Genomic DNA, 17,996 nt, shown 5'->3' with positions numbered 1-17,996 from the left:
GTCGCCTCCTAGTTTTTTCGGGTGAAGTAGGTGTGGGTCCAGTTGCCGCCGCCGTTGTAGGAACCGGGGAAACTGTTCAGGGCGCGGGTCGAGTAACCGTAGATCGAATCCGCCACCAGGATGTAGCCGCCATCGCTGCCGTAGATCGTCAGGAAATGCGCACCGCCGCCGTACCAGGCACAGCGCAGGCCCACGGGGCGGCCCATGCCGAGCTGGTTGTCGATGGCCGGCATTTGCATCCGGTCCTCACGCATGCCGCCGTAGCAGCGGGTGGTGCGCAGGGCCGAATCCAGGTAGCCGTAGACGTTGCACGGCCCGGGCTGGCTGCAGCAGGAGTTGCGGCCCAGTTCGGCGTTGGCCACTCCGCACTGGGTCCAGGAACCGGTGCCGTAGTAGTTGCCCACCGATGCGGACAATGCGGCCCAGCACCAGTTGCTCTGGGTTTGCTGCTGCACGCTGAAGTTGAGCCGGGCAGCGGCCTGGGGCGCGGCTTCGGTGTGTGGATCGACTTCGCTCAGTTGCGGGTCGAGCAGGCTGCTGGCCAGGCACTGGGGCAGGGCCTGGGAAGCGTGGCCTGGGGTCAGGTTGCTACTTAACATGTTCATCCTCCATGAATGAAATCCAGCCTCCGGCTGGTGTCGTCGTTGCGTGTCGGGCTACTGCGCGTAGCCGGACCCGGGACGTGACGCTGCGCTGGGCCAGCCTCGATGGCCTGCGTTGACCGGGTCTGCAAACAACCTTAGAGGATTGATGCGTAAATGCAATTAAAGTATGCGTTTATGCATATTGTCTGCCGTGGACGTCCCTGGAAAGAGGGGCATCCATGGCGATGGCCGGGGCTATTTTTCGTCGAGGAAATGTTCCAGGGCTGCATTGAACAGGCCCGGGTCCTGGAGGAAGGCGAAGTGGCTGACGTTGGGCAGGATCAGCAGCCCGGCGCCGGGAATCGCCTGGGCCATGTATTCGGTGTGCTCGCGCTTGATGGCTTCATCGTGGTCGCCATCGACGATCAGTACCGGCGTCTTGATCTTCGCCAGGTCGGCGTCGCTCCAGTTCGGCTGGCTGGCCCACATGTGGCCGATCTGCTCGACAAAGGCCGGGTACTCCTTGGGCGTGGGTGACAGGCGGGTGTACTCCTGGCCGGCGCGCTCGATGTAGGCGGCGAAGGTCGGGTTGTTCTCCACGCCTTCCTTGACCCCTGAGGTCTGGGAGTTGGCGGCGTAGGCGAAGACCTTGCCGACCCGCTGCGGGTAACGCATGGCCAGGTCCAGGCCGAGGATCGCGCCGTCGCTCCAGCCGACGAAATCGGCGCGGGGGATCTTCAGCTGGTCCAGCAGGGCGATCACGTCGTCGGCCATCAGGTCGTAGCCGTAGGGCCGGGCGTCCCGGGTGCTGCGCCCGTGGCCGCGGCTGTCGACGCTGATCACCGTGTGCCGGGCGGCCAGGGCCTTGGCCTGGAGCCCCCAATAGTCGGCATTACCCAGGCCGCCATGCAGCAGCACCACCGGTGAGCCGTGGCCGAGCTTGCTGTAATACAGGCGGATGCCGTTGACTTCGGCATAACCGGCTTGCGCCCCGGCCACCGGGGCCGGTGTGGGCGGCAGGCTCTGCCAGCGTTCGCCGGCAAAGGCACTGTTGAAGGACATCAGTAAAGCGATCACTGCAAACAGACGACGAGGCATGGGCTTCTCCGTGCATGGGCCCTCTGGTCGGACCGACCTTGGGCAGGTGGTTACCGCGATTGAGTCGATGCGAGACAGGCTAGACGTCGATGATCACCAGGGTGCCGTGGCTGCCGGGCAGCACGCTATGGGCCTGGCCGGCCTCCACCAGGTACATCTGGCCCGTCGCCACTTCCACCACGGCCTGGCCAATGCCCAGGTGCAGGCAGCCCTGGGTCACCAGCAGGCCTTCGTTGAAGTCGTGGGTTTCTTCCGGGTAGGGCTGGCCGTCCATGCGCAGCACCTTGATGCGGGCCGGGCCGACCTGGCCCACCAGCGTGGATTGCCAGGGCGCTGGCAGTTGGCGGGACAGTTGTTCGAATGACAGCAAGGGCATGGCGGGTCTCCGAAAGGTCAGTGGGGTTGGGGTCTGCTTTCGGTGGTCCGGTCAAGCAAGGTCTGGGTCGGGTTTTCTAGAACTCGTTCATCAACAGCACACGGCATTCGCGGCGCTGAAAAGCATTGATCTGCGGCACCAGGCGGGTGAAGTGCTCGGTCTGGCAGTGGGTGTCGAGGGCCGCCTGGTCCGGCCACTGTTCGACGAAGATGAAGTGCCCGGGGTCTTTCTGATCGACGAACAGATCGTAGGCGATGCACAGCGGTTCCTGGCGGGTTTTTTCCACCAGTTCGGCGTACCACGGGCGCACGGTGTCCAGGTGTTCGGGCTGGATGAAATCTTCAGCGATGACCTTGAGCATTGCAATCTTCCTTGGGTGATGCCCCGCGCTCCCCGGCAACCGGGGAGCACTGGGCAATGGGGCTTAAGCGGCGGCTTCGGTGTTGGGTTCGAAGCTGTCGGCCCGGGCCAGTTGCCACATGCGCGAGTAGAACTCGCCGTTGACCTCGCCGGTGAGCAGCTCGCCGGGCTTGAGGAACACGTGCAACTGGGAGAACAGCTTGATCTCGGTGGCCGACATGCGTCGCACCAGGTGCTTGGCTTCCAGTTGCGAAGGGTGTTGCAGGCCGGCGGCAGCGAGCATTTCCGCCAGGGCCTTGAGGGTGTTGCGGTGGAAGCTGAATACCCGCTGGGCCTTGTCCGGCACCACCAGGGCGCGCTGGCGCAGGTTGTCCTGGGTGGCGACGCCGGTGGGGCACTTGTTGGTATGGCAGCTCTGGGACTGGATGCAGCCGATGGCGAACATGAAGCCCCGGGCCGAGTTGGCCCAGTCGGCACCGATGGCCAGCACGCTGGCGATGTCGAAGGCGCTGACGATCTTGCCACTGGCGCCGAGCTTGATCTTGTCCCGCAGGTTCAGGCCCACCAGGGTGTTGTGGACGAACAGCAGGCCCTCGCGCATCGGTGCGCCGATGTGGTCGGTGAACTCCACGGGGGCCGCGCCGGTGCCGCCTTCCTTGCCGTCCACCACGATGAAGTCCGGCAGGATGCCGGTTTCCAGCATGGCCTTGGCGATGCCCATGAACTCCCAGGGGTGGCCCAGGCAGAACTTGAAGCCCACCGGCTTGCCGCCGGACAGCTCACGCAGTTGCTGGATGAAATGCATCATCTCGATCGGGGTGGAAAAGGCGCTGTGGCTCGACGGGGAAATGCAGTCCTCACCCATGCGGATGCCCGGGTGTCGGCGATTTCCTGGGTCACCTTGTGCTTGGGCAGGATGCCGCCGTGGCCAGGCTTGGCGCCCTGGCTCATCTTGATCTCGATCATCCGCACCTGGGGGTTCTGCGCCTGCACGGCGAAGCGCTCCGGGTCGAAACGGCCGTCGCTGGTGCGGCAGCCGAAGTAGCCGCTGCCCAGTTCCCAGGTCAGGTCGCCGCCGTGTTCGCGGTGGTAGGGGCTGATGCTGCCTTCACCGGTGTCGTGGGCGAAGTTGCCGAGCTTGGCACCCTGGTTCAGGGCGCGGATGGCGTTGGCGCTGAGGGAGCCGAAGCTCATGGCCGAGATGTTGAACACCGAGGCCGAGTAGGGCTGGGTGCATTGCGGGCCGCCGACGGTCACGCGAAAGCTGTTGGGATCACTCAGGGGCGCCGGGCGCATGGAGTGGCCGATGAATTCGAAGCCCGACTGGTAGACATCGATCAGGGTGCCGAAGGGTTTGTCGGCGCTTTCGTTCTTGGCCCGGGAGTACACCAGGGAGCGTTGGGCGCGGGAAAAGGGCAGGGCGTCGCTGTCGGATTCCAGCAGGTACTGGCGGATTTCCGGGCGGATGCCTTCCACCAGGTAGCGGATATTGCCCAGGATCGGGTAATTGCGCCGCACCGCGTGCGGGCTTTGCAGCAGGTCGAAGATCCCCAGCAGGCTCAGCAGGCCGGTGACCAGGGCGAATGGCCAGAGCCAGTCGTGTTCGAGAAAGGGCAGGCTGGCGAGGGTGAAAATCACACAGGCGGCAAAGAAGGCGTAGCGGCTCAGAAGGGACAGGCTCATACGGTTTCCTTGGTTCGGACTCATTAAGGTCGTTTATCAGTACTCATTCTTATGGGTGCACAAGATCTTATTGTTGTGTGGGGCTGCCGGGGCGGCCCTGAAGGGGTATCAGGCGCTTTGCGCCTGGAGAAAAATCGAAAACAGCTCGGACTGGGATTTGATGCCCAGCTTGCTGTAGATGTGCTTTTTATGAACTTTCACGGTTTCGGCGGAGATTTCCAGCTTACGAGCGATCTCCTTGTTGGAGCAACCGCTGAGCATCAGACGCCCCACATCCAGCTCCCGGGCGGTGAGTTGTGCGCCCCGCAGTTGTTGCATGGAGTGGTCCAGCTGGCTGCGCCAATCGGGCATTGGATGCAATTGCGCTGGGTTGTCTTGCTCAATGCTTTCGTGGGGCAGGCGCTGGCGCAGCAAGGCCACCACCCAGGGCTCGATCAGTGACAGCAGGGCGATCTGGGGTGGGGCGAAGCGTTGTCGCGAACCCAGGGACAGGCACAGGGTGCGGTCGTCCGCCAGCTGGCAATTGAACTGGATCTCATCGGCCACCACATTCAGACGAAAGTAGCGTTGGTAGTACTCGGTCAGCTGGAAGTGTTCCGGGGCCACTTCCGCCAGGCGCAACAGGCCGCTGCGCGATTGTTCGCGGCTGGCAACGTAGAAGGGGTCGAGCAGGTACAGGCCGTTGAGGTAGTCCTGGAACAACTGGTCGGGGCTGCCGTCCTCCCCCGGGCATTCGGCGAACACCAGGGGTTTGCGCTCACTGCAAAACAGCAGCGCCACCCAGCTGTCGAAACTCACGTACTGCTCCAGCAGGCGCACCAGCTGGGGCCAGAAACTGGCCTGGTCCAGGGCTTCGATCATCTGCCCCACCGAGCGGTGCCAGGCGATGTCATCCAGCGACAATGTCATGCATCTACCCCTATCGGGTTACCCCGGCTGCGTGATTTGCGGGCCGGTTGCTGCTGCGCATACTGCGGCACAGCCAAAGAACAAGGAATACCCATGAAGGTTGAACTGGCCCAGTTGGCGGGCCGTGATAACGCCACAGCTTACAACCTGGAACGAGCCCTGGCGGCCATTGCCGCCTGCGCCGCCGATACCCGGTTGATCGTATTTCCAGAAACCCACCTGATGGGTTTCCCCAGCGCCGAGACCGTGGCCGCCGTGGCCGAGCCGCTGGATGGCCCCACCGTGCAGGCCGTGATCCAGGCCGCCCGGGCGCGCAATATCGCGGTGGTGATCGGCATGGCCGAAAACGACGACGGCCGATTCTATAACACCACTTTGCTGATTACCCCCGAGGGCATCGCCCTGCGTTATCGCAAGACCCACCTGTGGGCGTCCGACCGCGGTGTGTTCACCCCCGGTGACCGCTACACCACCTGCCTGTGGAACGGTGTGCGGGTCGGCCTGCTGATCTGCTACGACATCGAGTTCCCGGAAAGCGCCCGGGCCCTGGCGCAACTGGGCGCCGAACTGCTGATCGTGACCAACGGCAACATGGACCCCTACGGGCCCACCCACCGTACCGCGATCATGGCCCGGGCCCAGGAAAACCAGGCGTTCGCGCTAATGGTCAACCGAGTGGAAGAAGGCGATGGCGGCCTGCTGTTCGCCGGCGGCAGCGCCCTGGTGGACCCCCTGGGCAGCCTGCTGTTCGAAGCCGGGCGCGAGGAAGGTCAGTTCAAGGTCGAGCTGGATCTCAAGCAACTGCAGGTGGCGCGCCAGGACTACCGCTACCTCGAAGACCAGCGCCTGAAGCTTGCGGGCGAAGTGCTCGAACACGGCGATGGCGTGCGTGAACTGCTGATTCCGATCCGCTGAAAGGGCCGTCCGCGGTCGGCCAATCCCATAAGAAAGCCCCCTGCTGCACTCTTTTCAGTCCTGCCATAAATCTAATAATTGCGGAGTACTCGCTCATGGCTCGCTTGCAACGCACCCTTTCATTGGGCGCGGTGGTGCTGTTCGGTATCGCTTACATGACGCCGATCATTGTCCTCGGTACCTTTGGCATCCTCGCCCAATCCACCGCTGGCATGGTGCCGGCAGCCTATCTGGCAGCGCTGGTGGCGATGTTCTTCACCGCCATGAGCTACGGGCGCATGGCCGCGGCGTTTCCCGTGGCCGGCTCGGCCTACAGCTATGTGCGCAAGGCCATCAGCCCCAAGCTGGGTTTCATCGCCGGCTGGGCGGTGCTGCTGGATTACCTGTTCCTGCCCATGGCCATCTGGCTGATCGGCGCCGCTTACCTGCATTCGGCGTTTCCCGGTGTACCGCAGTGGGTCTGGGTGCTGGCTTTCATCGGGGTGACCAGCGCGATCAATATCGTTGGCCTGAAACTGGCCAACGGCATCAACGGCCTGCTGATGCTGGTGCAGTTCCTGGTGCTGATCGCCTTTGTCGGCCTGTGCATCCACTACCTTGGTGGCGAGGCCGGGCGGCCGCTGTTCACCCTGGCACCGTTCTTCAACGGGCAGATGCACCTGCCGCTGATCATGAGCGGGGCGGCAATCGCCTGTTATTCATTCCTGGGCTTTGACGCGGTCAGCACCCTGACCGAGGAAACCCGCGACCCACGGCGGACCATTCCCCGGGCGATCATGCTGATTACCCTGGTGGGCGGGCTGATCTTTGTCGCGGTGTCCTACTTCGTCCAGGTTGCCCATCCGTCCTTCGAGTTCGCCGATGTGGATTCGGCGGCCTACGAGATTGCGCGCAATATCGGCGGCGACCTGTTCGTCTCGATCTTCCTGATCGGGCTGATTGTCGGTCAGTTCGCCTCGGGGCTTTCGGCCCAGGCCAGCGGCTCGCGACTGCTGTTCGCCATGGGCCGCGACGGGGTCTTGCCCAAGCGCTTTTTCGGCAGCCTGCACGAGCGCTTCGGTACCCCGGTCAACAGCATCCTGCTGTGCGCCGTGGTGGCGTTGCTGGCATTGAAGCTGGATGTCACCACCTCGACGTCCTTCATCAACTTCGGCGCCTTCCTGGCCTTCAGCCTGGTCAACCTGTCGGTGATCTTTCATTACTGGGTGGGGGCCCGGCAGCGTGGCCTGCGGGAGCTGATCCTGTTCCTGATCTTTCCCCTCATCGGTCTGGCGGCCGATCTGTGGCTGATGTCCAGCCTCGATCACCTGGCGATCTACCTGGGGGCAAGCTGGCTGGTTATTGGCCTGGTGTACCTGGGTTTCCTCACTCGCGGTTTCTCCCGCCAGCCTCCGGAAATGGATTTTCAGGAAGCGGCATAGAACTGTCGGCAGTTTCCTTATTGCAATCGGTTCTCGTTTGGGTGATTTGGATATGTTATTGTATAACGCATCCAGCTCACCCAGATGCCCAGGAGGCCTCATGAAACCCGGTATCCATCCTGACTACCGCACCGTGCTTTTCCACGATACCGCTGCCGACGTGTACTTCCTCATCGGCTCCACCGTCGATACCGATCGCAGCCACACCTACAGCGACGGCAAGACTTACCCCTATGTGGCGCTGGACGTTTCCAGCGCCTCGCACCCGGTGTACACCGGCCAGCAGCGCAAGACCCAGTCCGAAGGCCGCATCGCCGGCTTCAACAAGCGTTTCGCTTCCTTCGGTTCCGGCGCCAAAGCCGCCCAGTGACGGCGTGCACGGCGAGTGTTGCGACTGCGCAACACTCGCTGAAGGTGGTTGGCGGCGCAGCCGCAGCGGACCGATGGTATTAAAAAGCCACTATCTCGATTGGAAATTCTTCTAGTCTTCAATCAGGCAACAGGGATTACCGTTGCCAGCTCTAACAATGAAGGACACGTGCATCGACGTTGACCCGAGGTGTCTCATGGGTGAGCTAAACGTTGCCACTGTCACACGCCGACCCGAGATTCTGCTGGTCGATAGCCAGGAAGTGATCCTGCAACGCCTGCAGCAGTTGCTCAGCCCGCTTCCCTACACGCTGCATTTCGCCCGCGATGCCACCCAGGCCCTGCAGCTCCTGGCCAGCCGGGAGGTGGACCTGGTGATCAGCGCCGCCCATCTGCCGCAGATGGATGGCCCGACCCTGCTGGCGCGTATCCATCAGCAGTACCCGAGCACCACCCGCATCCTGCTGACCGGCGACCCGGACCTGAAATTGATTGCCAAGGCCATCAACGAAGGGGAGATCTACCGTTACCTGAGCAAGCCCTGGGATGACCAGGAATTGCTGCTGGCCTTGCGCCAGGCCCTTGAGCATCAGCACTCCGAGCGTGAGCGCCTGCGCCTGCAGGATCTGGCCCAGCAGCAGAATGCCGAGCTCAAGGCGCTCAACACGCTGCTGGAAAAACGCGTGGCGGCACGCACCTCGGAGCTGCAGCAGACCGCCGACATGCTCGACCTGGCCTATGAGGAGCTCAAGCACAGCTACGCCACTGGCGCCGAGCTGTTTTCCCTGCTGGTCAACCAGCGCTTGCCCGCGGACAAGCAGACCAACCGGCGGATCATCGAGCTGGTGCGGGCCTACTGCAAAGTCCAGGGCATCGACCCTGGCGCCCAGCGTGACCTGGCCATGGCCGCGGCGTTGCACAACATCGGCAAGCTGAGCTGGAGCGACAGCATGATGACCAGCCCGGCGGATTTGCTGCATCACCATCAGCGCGAGCGTTATCGGGCCTATCCGGCGCAGAGCGAATCGTTGCTGATGACCCTGGAACCGGTGCAGGACGCCGCGCGGCTGATCCGCCATCATCAGGAACACTGGGACGGCAGCGGTTTTCCCGACCACCTCAAGGGCGACGCGATTCCCCTGGGCTCGCGGCTGCTCAAGCTGGCGGTGGACTTCATCGAGTTGCAGTGCGGGCTGATCCTGGAACGGCACATGAACAGCGACGAGGCCCTGGTGTTCATCCGCAAGTACGCCGGCCGCTTGTACGACCCGGACCTGGTGGAAGGTTTCATCCAGGTGTGTGCGGTCTACCTCAGCGACGTGACCCTGGGCGACCCTTCGGTGAAGGTTCTGAGTACCCGGGAGCTGGCGGCGGGGATGATCCTGGCGCGCAACCTGAATGCCGATAACGGCATGCTGCTGCTCAACGCCGGCAAGGTGCTCAACCTGCCGCTAGTGGACAAGCTGATCGCTTTTGAAACCATGGAGGGCGCCCGCTACAGCGTGTTCGTCAAGTTGCCCCAGGAACATCAGGCAAGGGCCTGAAGCCGGGTGCGGTCACATCGAAAAATGCCGGCGGCGGATGACGAGCCGCCGCCGCGCATGTGATCCTTGCGCCCTCATTCTCAAGGCTCGCGGATTCCCATGTCGCTGTCGTCCGTTGCTGCACCCTCCATCATTCGTATCGCCGCTGCCCTGCTGATCGGTGCCGACGGCCAGACCCTGTTGGTGCGCAAGCGCGGCACCCAGGCCTTCATGCAGCCCGGTGGCAAGATCGAAGCCGGTGAACAACCGGTGCACGCCCTGGCCCGTGAACTGGAAGAAGAACTGGGATTGCGCATCGACCCGGCCCAGGCCCGTTACCTGCAACAGTTCTCGGCACCGGCGGCCAACGAGCCGGGGCATGTGGTGGAGGCCGAGGTGTTCCTGGTCCATATCCATAGCCCGGTGACCCCGGCGGCAGAGATCGAGGAAGTACGCTGGATCGACCCGGCCGGCGATGGAGATTTGTTCCTTGCGCCGTTGACACGCGATCTGATCTTGCCGTTTTATCGCAAGGCCCGAGCGGGCCACGCCTGACCCCCTCCCATTGCCAAGGATTGCCATGATTCCACTCCACGACTACCTGATCTTCGCCGCTGCTTCCCTGCTGATGGTGCTGACCCCGGGGCCGAACATGATCTACCTGATTTCCCGTTCGATCTGCCAGGGGCGCAAGGCTGGGGTGACGTCGTTATTGGGGGTGGTGGCGGGGTTCTTTGTCCACCTGTTCGCCGCCGCGCTGGGCCTGACCGCTGTGTTCATGGCGGTGCCCATGGCCTATGAGGTGCTCAAGTGGGCCGGCGCCCTGTACCTGCTGTGGCTGGCCTGGCAGGCGCTCAAGCCTGGCGCGCGCTCGCCCTTCGAAGCCCAGCAGCTGCCGGCGGATTCGCCGCGCAAGCTGGTGACCATGGGCTTTCTGACCAGCGCCCTGAACCCCAAGATCGCGGTGTTCTACCTGTCGATCTTTCCGCAGTTCATCCACCCCGAGCACGGTTCGGTGTTCTCCCAGAGCATCATCCTGGGCCTGACCCAGATCAGCGTGAGTTTCTCGGTGAACCTGATGATCGCCCTGTTTGCCGCCGGTATCGCCTCCTGGTTTGCCAGCAACCCCACCTGGCTCTCGGTGCAGCGTTATTTCATGGGCTTTGTGCTGGCGGGGCTGGCCGTGCGCCTGATGTTCGAACAGCGTCGCGTCAACTGATCGAGGAGCGCCAGCATGAGTGATTTTCCAAGCCCGCAAGCGGTGGTCGAAGCACAACTGCAGGCCTACAACCGCAAGGATCTGGAGGCCTGGCTGGCGACTTATGCCGTAGATGCCCGGCAATACGAACATCCGGCCACCTTGCTGGCCAGGGGGCACGAGGAAATACGAGCTCGGGCCGTGGTGCGTTTCCAGGAACCCAACCTGCATGCCCGGCTGATCCAGCGTACGGTCATGGGCAACGTGGTGGTCGATCACGAACTGATCAGCCGCACCTTCGCCGACGGCAGCGGCACCCTGGAAACCGTGGCCATTTATGAAGTGCAGGGCGGCAAGATAAAATGCGCTTCATTCATTACCGGACACAAGACCCTCGACTGAGCATGCAGATCCAGCGCCTGACCCCTGACGATGTGGAGCAATACCGGGCCTTGATGCTCGAGGCCTATGAGCGCCATCCCCAGGCCTTCACCTCCAGCGTCAAAGAGCGGGAAAAACTGCCTCTGGCCTGGTGGGCCGCACGCCTGGACGGCGAGCTCGACCTGTTGCTGGGGGCGTTTTCCGAAGGGCGGTTGCTGGGGATCGTCGGCCTGGCCTTCGAGCTGCGGGAGAAGGCCCGGCACAAGGCGACCCTGTTCGGCCTCTATGTCACCGGCACGCAGCGCAACAGCGGGCTGGGCTACCGCCTGGTCCAGGGGCTGCTGGCCGAAGCGGCTGAATACGAAGGGCTGCGCCTGATCCAGTTGACCGTGACGGCCGGCAATGAAGCGGCGCTGGCCCTGTACCAGCGCTGCGGCTTCGTCCAGTTCGGCCTGGAACCCCAGGCAGTGCGGGTGGGCGAGGACTATTTCGACAAGATCCACATGTGGCGCCAATTGCCGGTCGAAGGTTGACCCCGGTTCGCTGGCAAGCCGGCTCCTGGGCAAGCCAGCTTGGGGTCAGCGTACGGCGCTGACGCCGTCCAGGGTCGAGAACGAGGTGTCCTTGGCCGTGAGCAAAAAGTCGCGCATGTAGGGCGCATCCAGCATGTCGGCGCGAATCGCCGCGTACAGGGTGGCGAACAGGCCCTTTTCCCCGAGCCGCTTGGCCTTCACATAACCCCGTGAGCTGTACTCGTGCAGGGCCCAGTGAGGCATCCCGCACACGCCCCGGCCGCTGGCCACCAGTTGCATCATCATCACCGTCAGTTCCGAAGTCCGTACCTGGGCCGGTTCGATGTCCGCCGGTTCCAGGAAGCGGGTGAAGATGTCCAGGCGGTCGCGTTCCACCGGGTAGGTGATCAGGGTTTCGCTCAGCAGGTCTTCCGGGACTACGTATGGCTTGCTTGCCAGCGGGTGCTGGTTGGCGACCGCGAGCATGGCTTCGTAGGTGAACAGCGGCACGTAGGTGATACCCGCCAGCTCCAGGGGGTCGGAGGTCACCACCAGGTCCAGGTCGCCCCGGGCCAGGGCTGGCAACGGAGCGAACGAGAAGCCGGAGGCCAGGTCCAGCTCCACTTCCGGCCAGGCGTCGCGGAACTGATCGATGGTCGGCATCAGCCACTGGAAGCAGCTGTGGCATTCGATGGCCATGTGCAGGCGCCCGGCAGTACCGCCGGCCAGCCGCGAAATGTCGCGTTCGGCGCCGCGCAGCAGGGGCAGGGTCGCATCCGCCAGTTGCAGCAGGCGCAGACCGGCGCTGGTGAAACGCACGGGCTTGGTCTTGCGCACGAACAGCGGCATGCCCAGGCGCTCTTCCAGCTCCTTGAACTGATGGGACAAGGCGGACTGGGTCAGGTGCAGGCGTTCAGCGGCTTCCACCAGGCTGTCGGCTTCGCGCAAGGCGTGCAGGGTCTTCAGGTGACGGATTTCGAGCACCAGGATCTCCATGAGTAAATTTTGTGGTTAAAGCGAAAAGATTGAGTTTGTCTCATGTTGACGGGCCTGTCGACCATCCCGCGTTCATCGATTCGCGGGCATCTTTGCCGATACGGGCGACAGCGCCTGTGTGTTGTGCACCGGGTGCCGGGGGCAAGCGCCGACCCTTGCCGCGGAAAAAGTACCGCTGGGGCAATCTTCATCAAATTGTCACGCAACTGTGGCAGCGCGAATCATCCAGGTTCATCAGACTCGCGCTCCACTGGGGTTCTGCGTTTCGGTGTTTTTCATGCGGGTACGATTTCTTTCGACTGTTCTACTCTTGGCCGGGCTGTTGCTCGGCCCGCTGTGTTTTGCGGCCGCGCGCTGCGATGTCAATGTCCCGACCCAACGGGTCGACCTGCCGCAGGTGAGCCTGGCCTACCAGAGCATTGGGCGCACCTCCGACCCGGCGTTACTGCTGGTCATGGGCCTGGGCGGGCAACTGATCCACTGGCCGGATGAGGTGGTGGTGGCCCTGTGTCAGCAAGGGTTTCGGGTGATCCGCTACGACAATCGCGATGTCGGCCTGTCCACCTGGCGCCAGGCCCCGGCCAGCGCCAACCTGACCTTCGAAGTGCTGCGCTACAAGCTGGGCCTGCCGGTGGCGGCGCCCTACACCCTGACCGACATGGCCGATGACGCCCTGGGCCTGATGGACGCCCTGCATATCGAGCAATTCCACGTGCTGGGGGCGAGCATGGGCGGGATGATCGCCCAGCACCTGGCAGCCATGGAGCCGCGGCGGGTCGAGAGTCTGACGCTGATCATGACCAGTTCCGGGGCCGAAGGTTTGCCGGCGCCGAACGCGGCGCTGGTGCAACTGCTCTCGCGGCGCAACGCACCGAGCCGGGAAGCGGCGCTGGAGCAGCAGGCCGACCTGCTGGCGGCCCTGGGCAGCCCGAAGGTCAGCGATGACCGCCAGGTCCTGTTGCAACAGGCGGCGGTGGCCTATGACCGGGCGTTCAACCCGGAAGGGGTCAAGCGCCAGATCATGGCGATTCTTGCCGAGCCGAGCCGGGTGGCATTGCTCAAGCAACTGCGGGTGCCGACCCTGGTGGTGCATGGCACCGCCGACCCGTTGCTGCCGGTGATGCACGGCGTGCACCTGGCGGCGCAGATCCAGGGCAGCCAGTTGAAGTTGATTCCGGGGCTGGCCCACCGGTTCCAGGAAGCCTTCAAGGCGCCGCTGCTGGCGGCGGTGCTGCCATACCTGCAAACCCACCGGGAAGACACTTCCCACTGGGCGCAGATCGAGCCGCTCGATAGCAGCAACATCCTCTAGGGCAGCGCGGCAAGCCGGCTCTTGCGGTTGGGTGCAGGAGCCGGCTTGCCGGCGAATGAAGCGCTGCGGTTTCAGCGAACGATCTTGTCCACCTGGATGCCGAGTTTCTTCAGCCGGTACCAGAAGCTGCGCTCGGAAATACCGATCAACTGCGCCGCTGCCGCCTGGACACCGTTGCTCTGCTGCAGGGCGGCGAGAATGTAGGCTTTTTCCACTTCCGCCAGGGCCGCTTCCAGGTCGCTGGGCACTTGCGGGCCGACACTGATGGCTGCGCTGCTCTCTGTGCCCTGCGCCTGGGGACCGAACAGATACCCTGGCAGGTCCTTTTCTTCGATGACCTGGCCGCTGGCGACGATGGTGGCCCGCTCCACGCAGTTCTGCAGTTCGCGGATATTCCCCGGCCAGGCGTAGCTGGCCATGGCCTGCAGGGCTTCGGGGCTGAAGCCGCTGATGCGCTTGCCGGCGGTGGCACCCAGGCTGTGGGCAAAGTGCCGGGCCAGCAGGGCGATGTCCTCGACCCGTTCGCGCAGTGCCGGCAAGGGGATCGGGAATACATTCAGGCGGTAGTACAGGTCTTCGCGAAATTCCTTGTTGGCCACCGCTTCCAGCAGGTTCTTGTTGGTGGCGGCGATCACCCGCACATCCACCTTGCGCTCCCGCGGATCGCCCACCGGCTCGATCACCCGCTCCTGCAGGGCACGCAGGATCTTGGCCTGCAGGGCCAGGGGCATGTCGCCGACTTCGTCGAGGAACAGGGTGCCCTTGTCGGCTTGCTGGAAACGTCCGACCCGGTCCGCCACGGCGCCGGTGAAGGCGCCCTTGCGGTGGCCGAACATCTCGCTTTCCAGCAGGCCCTCGGGAATGGCCGCGCAATTGACCGCGACAAAGGGCTTGTCGGCCCGGTTGCCGTGCTTGTGGATGGCCCGGGCGACCATTTCCTTGCCGGTGCCGCTTTCCCCGGTCAGGAGGATGGTGGCGTTGCTTTCGCGCACCGAATCCACGGCTTGCAGCACCCGACGGAAGGCCGGGCTGTCGCCCACCAGGCTGTCGATCTGCTGATGCTCTGCGAGCTCGGCGCGCATGCGCTGGTTGTCTTTGAGGATGTCGCGAAACTGCAGGGCCTTGCTGACGGTGATGTCCAGTTCGTCGATGTCGAAGGGTTTGGCGATGTAGTCGTAGGCGCCGTTGCGCATGGACTGCACGGCATTCTTCACCGTGCTGTAGGCGGTCATCACGATCACCGGCAACTGCGGGTAGCGCTGCTTGATTTCCCCCAGCAACTGCGGCCCGTCCATGCCGGGCATGCGCCAGTCGCTGATCACCAGGTCGATGTCTTCCTGCTCCAGCACCTTGAGCGCGTGCAGGCCGTTGCCTGCGGTGAATACCTGGATGCCGTTCTGGCTCAGGGCCGAGGACAGCAGGTCGCAGAGTTTCGGCTCGTCATCGACCACCAGCAGGTTATGCGTCATCACTGTCCTCGTCGTCTTCTTCACCGTTGGCCGGAATGTACAGGCTGAAGGTGGCGCCAGCATCTTTTTCGCTGGTGCACTCGATATGGCCGTCATGGCTTTCCATGATCGAGAAGACTTTAGCCAAACCCAGGCCGGTGCCCGAGGCCTTGGTGGTGACGAATGGGGTGAAGATGCGTTCCAGCATGTCCGGCTCGATGCCCTGGCCGGTGTCGCTGACGCTGATGATGGTTTCGTCGTCGCGCTGGGAAATGCCCAGGGTCAGGCGGCCGCCGTCGGGCATGGCGTCGATGGCGTTGAGAATCAGGTTGAGGCAGGCCTGCTTGAGTTGCCGGGCATCGGCGTGGAGGGTCGCGCCGGGGGCCTGGTCGTCGATCCGCGCGTCGATGTTGTGGGTGGCAAGTTCCGGGGTGCAGAAGCCCAGCAGTTCCTCCACCAGCGGGCGGGCCAGCTGGGTGGCGCGTATCGGCGCGCTGGGCTTGGCGAAATCGAGAAATTCGGTGATCAGGTCGTTGATCCGGCTGACCTCGCTGATCACGTATTCCAGGTGGCGCTTGTCGTTTTCCGGCAGGTTGGCCCGGCGGTGCAGCAACTGCGTGGCGGTCTTGATGATGCCCAGCGGGTTGCGGATCTCGTGGGCCAGGCCCATGGCCACTTCGCCCAGGGCATGCAGGCGGTCGCGGCGGCGCAACTGGGCTTCCAGATGCTGCAGTTCCCCCAGGCGCTCGGTCATGTGGTTGAAGGTGCTGCTCAGCTCCGCCAGTTCGTCGCCGCCGATCACCGGCACCCGTTGGCGGTAGTCGCCGGCGATCACCGCCTGCACGCCCTTGGACAGGCCCCGCAGCGGTCGGGTCAGGCGCTGGGAAACCAGCCAGCCGACGCACAGCGAGGCTGCCGAGCTGAGCAGGAAGATCAGGATGAACAGGTTGCTCTGGTTGACCAGGCCCACCAGGCTGCTATGGCGCAGCAGGCCGCTGAAGATCACCCCCACCAGGTCGCCGCTGTCGTTGAAGATCGGCCGGTACAGGCCGCTGTAGCGGCTGGTGAACTGCTCGGTGGGCTGGCGGGTGGCGCGCAGGATGTCTTCGATCTTGTGCGGCACCTGGGGCGGGTGGTCCTCGAAGCGCTGGGTGGCGAAGATTTCCGAGAAGTCATCGGCCTTGGCCAGGTACAGGCGCAGGTCCAGGGAATGCACGTCGGCCACGCTGGTGAGGAAGCTGGCGTCCAGGTAGGTGGCGATCAGCAACTGGTAGTCGACCCCGTCGAGCTGGGTCTGGAACGTCGAGACCACCGCCCCGGTGGCCACGCCGCCGACCTGGATGGTCTGCAGCACGGCATTGGAGGCGGTACTGATCTGCCCCACCACGTCATCGGCGGCAGTGGTGAACACCACCTTGTGATCGTTCTTGCGGATCAGCGCCACCACGTCGATGCCCATGGAGTCGGCGATGTCGGCGGTGAGCTTGTCATGCTTGGCCGCATTGCGGTCCGTGGGCGGGCGCGTATAGCGCAGGAACAGCTGGGCGATCCGCGCGTTGTCATGGAGGATTTCGGTGATCTCGTCCTCGACGATCTTGGTGGACTCCTGCAGCCAGATCCGCACGTTGCTGTCGAAGATTTCCGACAGGGTAGTGGCCGCCAGTTCCGCGGCGATCATGGTGGGAATCACACTGACCAGCCAGAACGCCAGCACCAGCTTGCGTTGCAGGCTCCAGCGGGAAATGGCGAAGGGGCGAGGAGGGCGACGATCTTTTCTGGTCATGTACTTTCGCTTATTGCAGCAGCCATGGCGGGGTCGGAGCGATCCGGGCGGACAAAGCGTTTTATCAGTTTGAGCAGGGCATTGAGCAAGGGATTGCGATGCCGGAAAAACAACATGTTACCGGTGAACTGGCAACCCAGGCGCAACTTGCTGGCATAACCGGCCTGGCCGCACTCGTACAGGGGAATGCGTTGCTGAATACAGTAGTCGACGTTGGCCAGCCAACTGCGGAAATACAGATTGTGCTCACGGGTGACACTGAGGTCGTGGGCAAAGAACTTGTCGATCAGCCGATGCTGGTCGATGAGCACCAGGTTGAAGGCCACCAGTTGCTCGTCGACCCAGTACAGGACACAGGCCGCGCGTTCCCCCAACTGCTCGAGGATGCCGGTGAAGTAGCCTGCCGGCAGGCGTTCGAACTGCAGGTCGCTACGATTCAGGGTGGCCTCGTAGAGGCGCATGATGTCCGGCAGCACGTCGTCGATCTGGCGTCGCCATTCTATGCGTGGCGCCGGTGTCCGGAGTTTGCGGCGCAGGTCCTTGCGGGTGGATTTGCCCAGGGTGCCCAGGTAGGCGTCGATCGAGGCAAAGGGCACCGGCAGCAGCGCCGTGGGCAGGCTCGGCATGGCTTGCAGGCCCGCGGCCAGGCAACTGGCAGCCCATTGCCGGTCGTTGCTTGGCGCATCCTTGACCGCCATCAGGCCGATGCCGAAGCTGTCGGCATCGCGTCGCGCCAGTTGCAGCAGCTGCTCCAGCAGCTCCTGGCGGCGTTGCGCAGGCACATGGCTGGCGGTGCCGGCATTGCACTGTTCGGCCACAGGCGAGCCTATGGCGTACAGGCGCAGCTCCAGGGCCCCGGGCCACTGGCGTGCCAGGCGTTCGGTGAAGCGCTTGGCCAGCCCGGAGACCGTGGTATCGAGCCGGTACTGGGTGGTGAAGGCCGGCGCCACTGCCACCAGAGTCGAACCCTCGTAGAGCGCCAGGTAGCGCCAGCGAAAATCGGCGATCGCGGCTTTTTCCACGGCCAGGTAATAGTCCCAATCCTCCAGGGCCCCTGGGAAACAGTCATTCCAGGCGCTGCGATCGATGGCCTGGATGGTTGAAAAGGCTTGGGCGGTTATCACGTCT

Annotated in this window: 18 protein-coding genes and 1 pseudogene; 9 read left to right on the top strand and 10 right to left on the bottom strand. The window is 63.7% G+C overall.

What is annotated here, in order from left to right:
* Positions 1-8: 8 nt before the first annotated feature.
* The 6 genes and pseudogenes from KI242_RS25050 to KI242_RS25025 form a co-directional block, all read right to left on the bottom strand.
* A complete protein-coding gene (locus KI242_RS25050) occupies positions 9-599 on the bottom strand; it encodes a papain-like cysteine protease family protein (protein ID WP_212805633.1) in 591 nt (196 codons plus the stop codon).
* Between the two features lie 240 nt (positions 600-839).
* A complete protein-coding gene (locus KI242_RS25045) occupies positions 840-1,682 on the bottom strand; it encodes an alpha/beta hydrolase (protein ID WP_212805632.1) in 843 nt (280 codons plus the stop codon).
* A gap of 79 nt (positions 1,683-1,761) precedes the next feature.
* On the bottom strand, positions 1,762-2,058 hold the full coding sequence (locus KI242_RS25040; protein WP_011063156.1) for a cupin: 297 nt from the start codon (positions 2,056-2,058) through the stop codon (positions 1,762-1,764).
* Positions 2,059-2,134: 76 nt separating this feature from the next.
* The gene (locus KI242_RS25035; protein ID WP_019093120.1) at positions 2,135-2,419 is read right to left on the bottom strand and encodes a putative quinol monooxygenase; all 285 of its coding nucleotides are present in this window, start codon (positions 2,417-2,419) and stop codon (positions 2,135-2,137) included.
* Positions 2,420-2,482: 63 nt separating this feature from the next.
* Positions 2,483-4,101 (bottom strand): annotated as a pseudogene (locus tag KI242_RS25030) (FMN-binding glutamate synthase family protein).
* Positions 4,102-4,209: 108 nt separating this feature from the next.
* Positions 4,210-5,010 (bottom strand): LuxR C-terminal-related transcriptional regulator, encoded by an 801-nt coding sequence (locus KI242_RS25025; RefSeq protein WP_053153547.1) that lies wholly within the window; start codon positions 5,008-5,010, stop codon positions 4,210-4,212.
* 93 nt (positions 5,011-5,103) lie between these two features.
* Here KI242_RS25025 and KI242_RS25020 point away from each other — a divergent pair, with 93 nt between their 5' ends.
* The 8 genes from KI242_RS25020 to KI242_RS24985 all read left to right on the top strand — a co-directional run bounded on the left by KI242_RS25020 (position 5,104) and on the right by KI242_RS24985 (position 11,350).
* Positions 5,104-5,925, top strand: coding sequence for a carbon-nitrogen hydrolase family protein (locus KI242_RS25020; protein ID WP_011063152.1), 822 nt, complete (start codon positions 5,104-5,106; stop codon positions 5,923-5,925).
* A gap of 95 nt (positions 5,926-6,020) precedes the next feature.
* On the top strand, positions 6,021-7,346 hold the full coding sequence (locus KI242_RS25015) for an APC family permease (RefSeq protein ID WP_015636840.1): 1,326 nt from the start codon (positions 6,021-6,023) through the stop codon (positions 7,344-7,346).
* Between the two features lie 100 nt (positions 7,347-7,446).
* Positions 7,447-7,716 carry a type B 50S ribosomal protein L31 gene (locus KI242_RS25010; protein WP_011063150.1) on the top strand — a complete coding sequence of 90 codons (270 nt, stop codon included), beginning with the start codon at positions 7,447-7,449 and terminating at the stop codon, positions 7,714-7,716.
* 196 nt (positions 7,717-7,912) lie between these two features.
* On the top strand, positions 7,913-9,259 hold the full coding sequence (locus KI242_RS25005) for an HD domain-containing phosphohydrolase (RefSeq protein ID WP_077934705.1): 1,347 nt from the start codon (positions 7,913-7,915) through the stop codon (positions 9,257-9,259).
* A 99-nt stretch (positions 9,260-9,358) separates the two neighbouring features.
* Positions 9,359-9,793 (top strand): NUDIX domain-containing protein, encoded by a 435-nt coding sequence (locus KI242_RS25000; protein ID WP_011063148.1) that lies wholly within the window; start codon positions 9,359-9,361, stop codon positions 9,791-9,793.
* Between the two features lie 25 nt (positions 9,794-9,818).
* Complete coding sequence (locus KI242_RS24995) at positions 9,819-10,457, top strand: LysE family translocator (protein ID WP_161466607.1); 639 nt, start codon at positions 9,819-9,821, stop codon at positions 10,455-10,457.
* Between the two features lie 15 nt (positions 10,458-10,472).
* On the top strand, positions 10,473-10,838 hold the full coding sequence (locus KI242_RS24990) for a nuclear transport factor 2 family protein (RefSeq protein WP_019093123.1): 366 nt from the start codon (positions 10,473-10,475) through the stop codon (positions 10,836-10,838).
* Between the two features lie 2 nt (positions 10,839-10,840).
* On the top strand, positions 10,841-11,350 hold the full coding sequence (locus tag KI242_RS24985; protein ID WP_053159936.1) for a GNAT family N-acetyltransferase: 510 nt from the start codon (positions 10,841-10,843) through the stop codon (positions 11,348-11,350).
* 45 nt (positions 11,351-11,395) lie between these two features.
* Here KI242_RS24985 and metR read toward each other — a convergent pair whose 3' ends face one another.
* Complete coding sequence (gene metR, locus KI242_RS24980; RefSeq protein WP_011063144.1) at positions 11,396-12,313, bottom strand: transcriptional regulator MetR; 918 nt, start codon at positions 12,311-12,313, stop codon at positions 11,396-11,398.
* A 289-nt stretch (positions 12,314-12,602) separates the two neighbouring features.
* Here metR and KI242_RS24975 point away from each other — a divergent pair, with 289 nt between their 5' ends.
* Positions 12,603-13,637 (top strand): alpha/beta hydrolase, encoded by a 1,035-nt coding sequence (locus KI242_RS24975; protein WP_015636833.1) that lies wholly within the window; start codon positions 12,603-12,605, stop codon positions 13,635-13,637.
* A 71-nt stretch (positions 13,638-13,708) separates the two neighbouring features.
* On the opposite strand, the gene KI242_RS24970 is transcribed toward KI242_RS24975, so the two are convergent.
* The 3 genes from KI242_RS24970 to KI242_RS24960 are packed head-to-tail and all read right to left on the bottom strand — an operon-like array spanning position 13,709 to position 17,992.
* Complete coding sequence (locus KI242_RS24970; protein ID WP_015636832.1) at positions 13,709-15,106, bottom strand: sigma-54 dependent transcriptional regulator; 1,398 nt, start codon at positions 15,104-15,106, stop codon at positions 13,709-13,711.
* Positions 15,096-16,868, bottom strand: a complete 1,773-nt coding sequence (locus KI242_RS24965; RefSeq protein ID WP_011063141.1) for a HAMP domain-containing sensor histidine kinase — start codon at positions 16,866-16,868, stop codon at positions 15,096-15,098. The genes KI242_RS24970 and KI242_RS24965 overlap by 11 nt, the downstream gene beginning before the upstream one ends.
* On the bottom strand, positions 16,865-17,992 hold the full coding sequence (locus KI242_RS24960) for a GNAT family N-acetyltransferase (RefSeq protein ID WP_015636831.1): 1,128 nt from the start codon (positions 17,990-17,992) through the stop codon (positions 16,865-16,867). Before KI242_RS24960 ends, KI242_RS24965 begins: the two co-directional genes overlap by 4 nt.
* Positions 17,993-17,996: the final 4 nt, after the last annotated feature.

It is taken from the genome of Pseudomonas sp. Eqa60 (assembly GCF_018326405.1).
In the GTDB taxonomy this organism is placed as follows: Bacteria; Pseudomonadota; Gammaproteobacteria; order Pseudomonadales; family Pseudomonadaceae; genus Aquipseudomonas; species Aquipseudomonas protegens.
The sequence above is the reverse complement of the archived record's forward strand: the minus strand, read 5'-3'. Positions and strand labels throughout refer to the sequence as shown.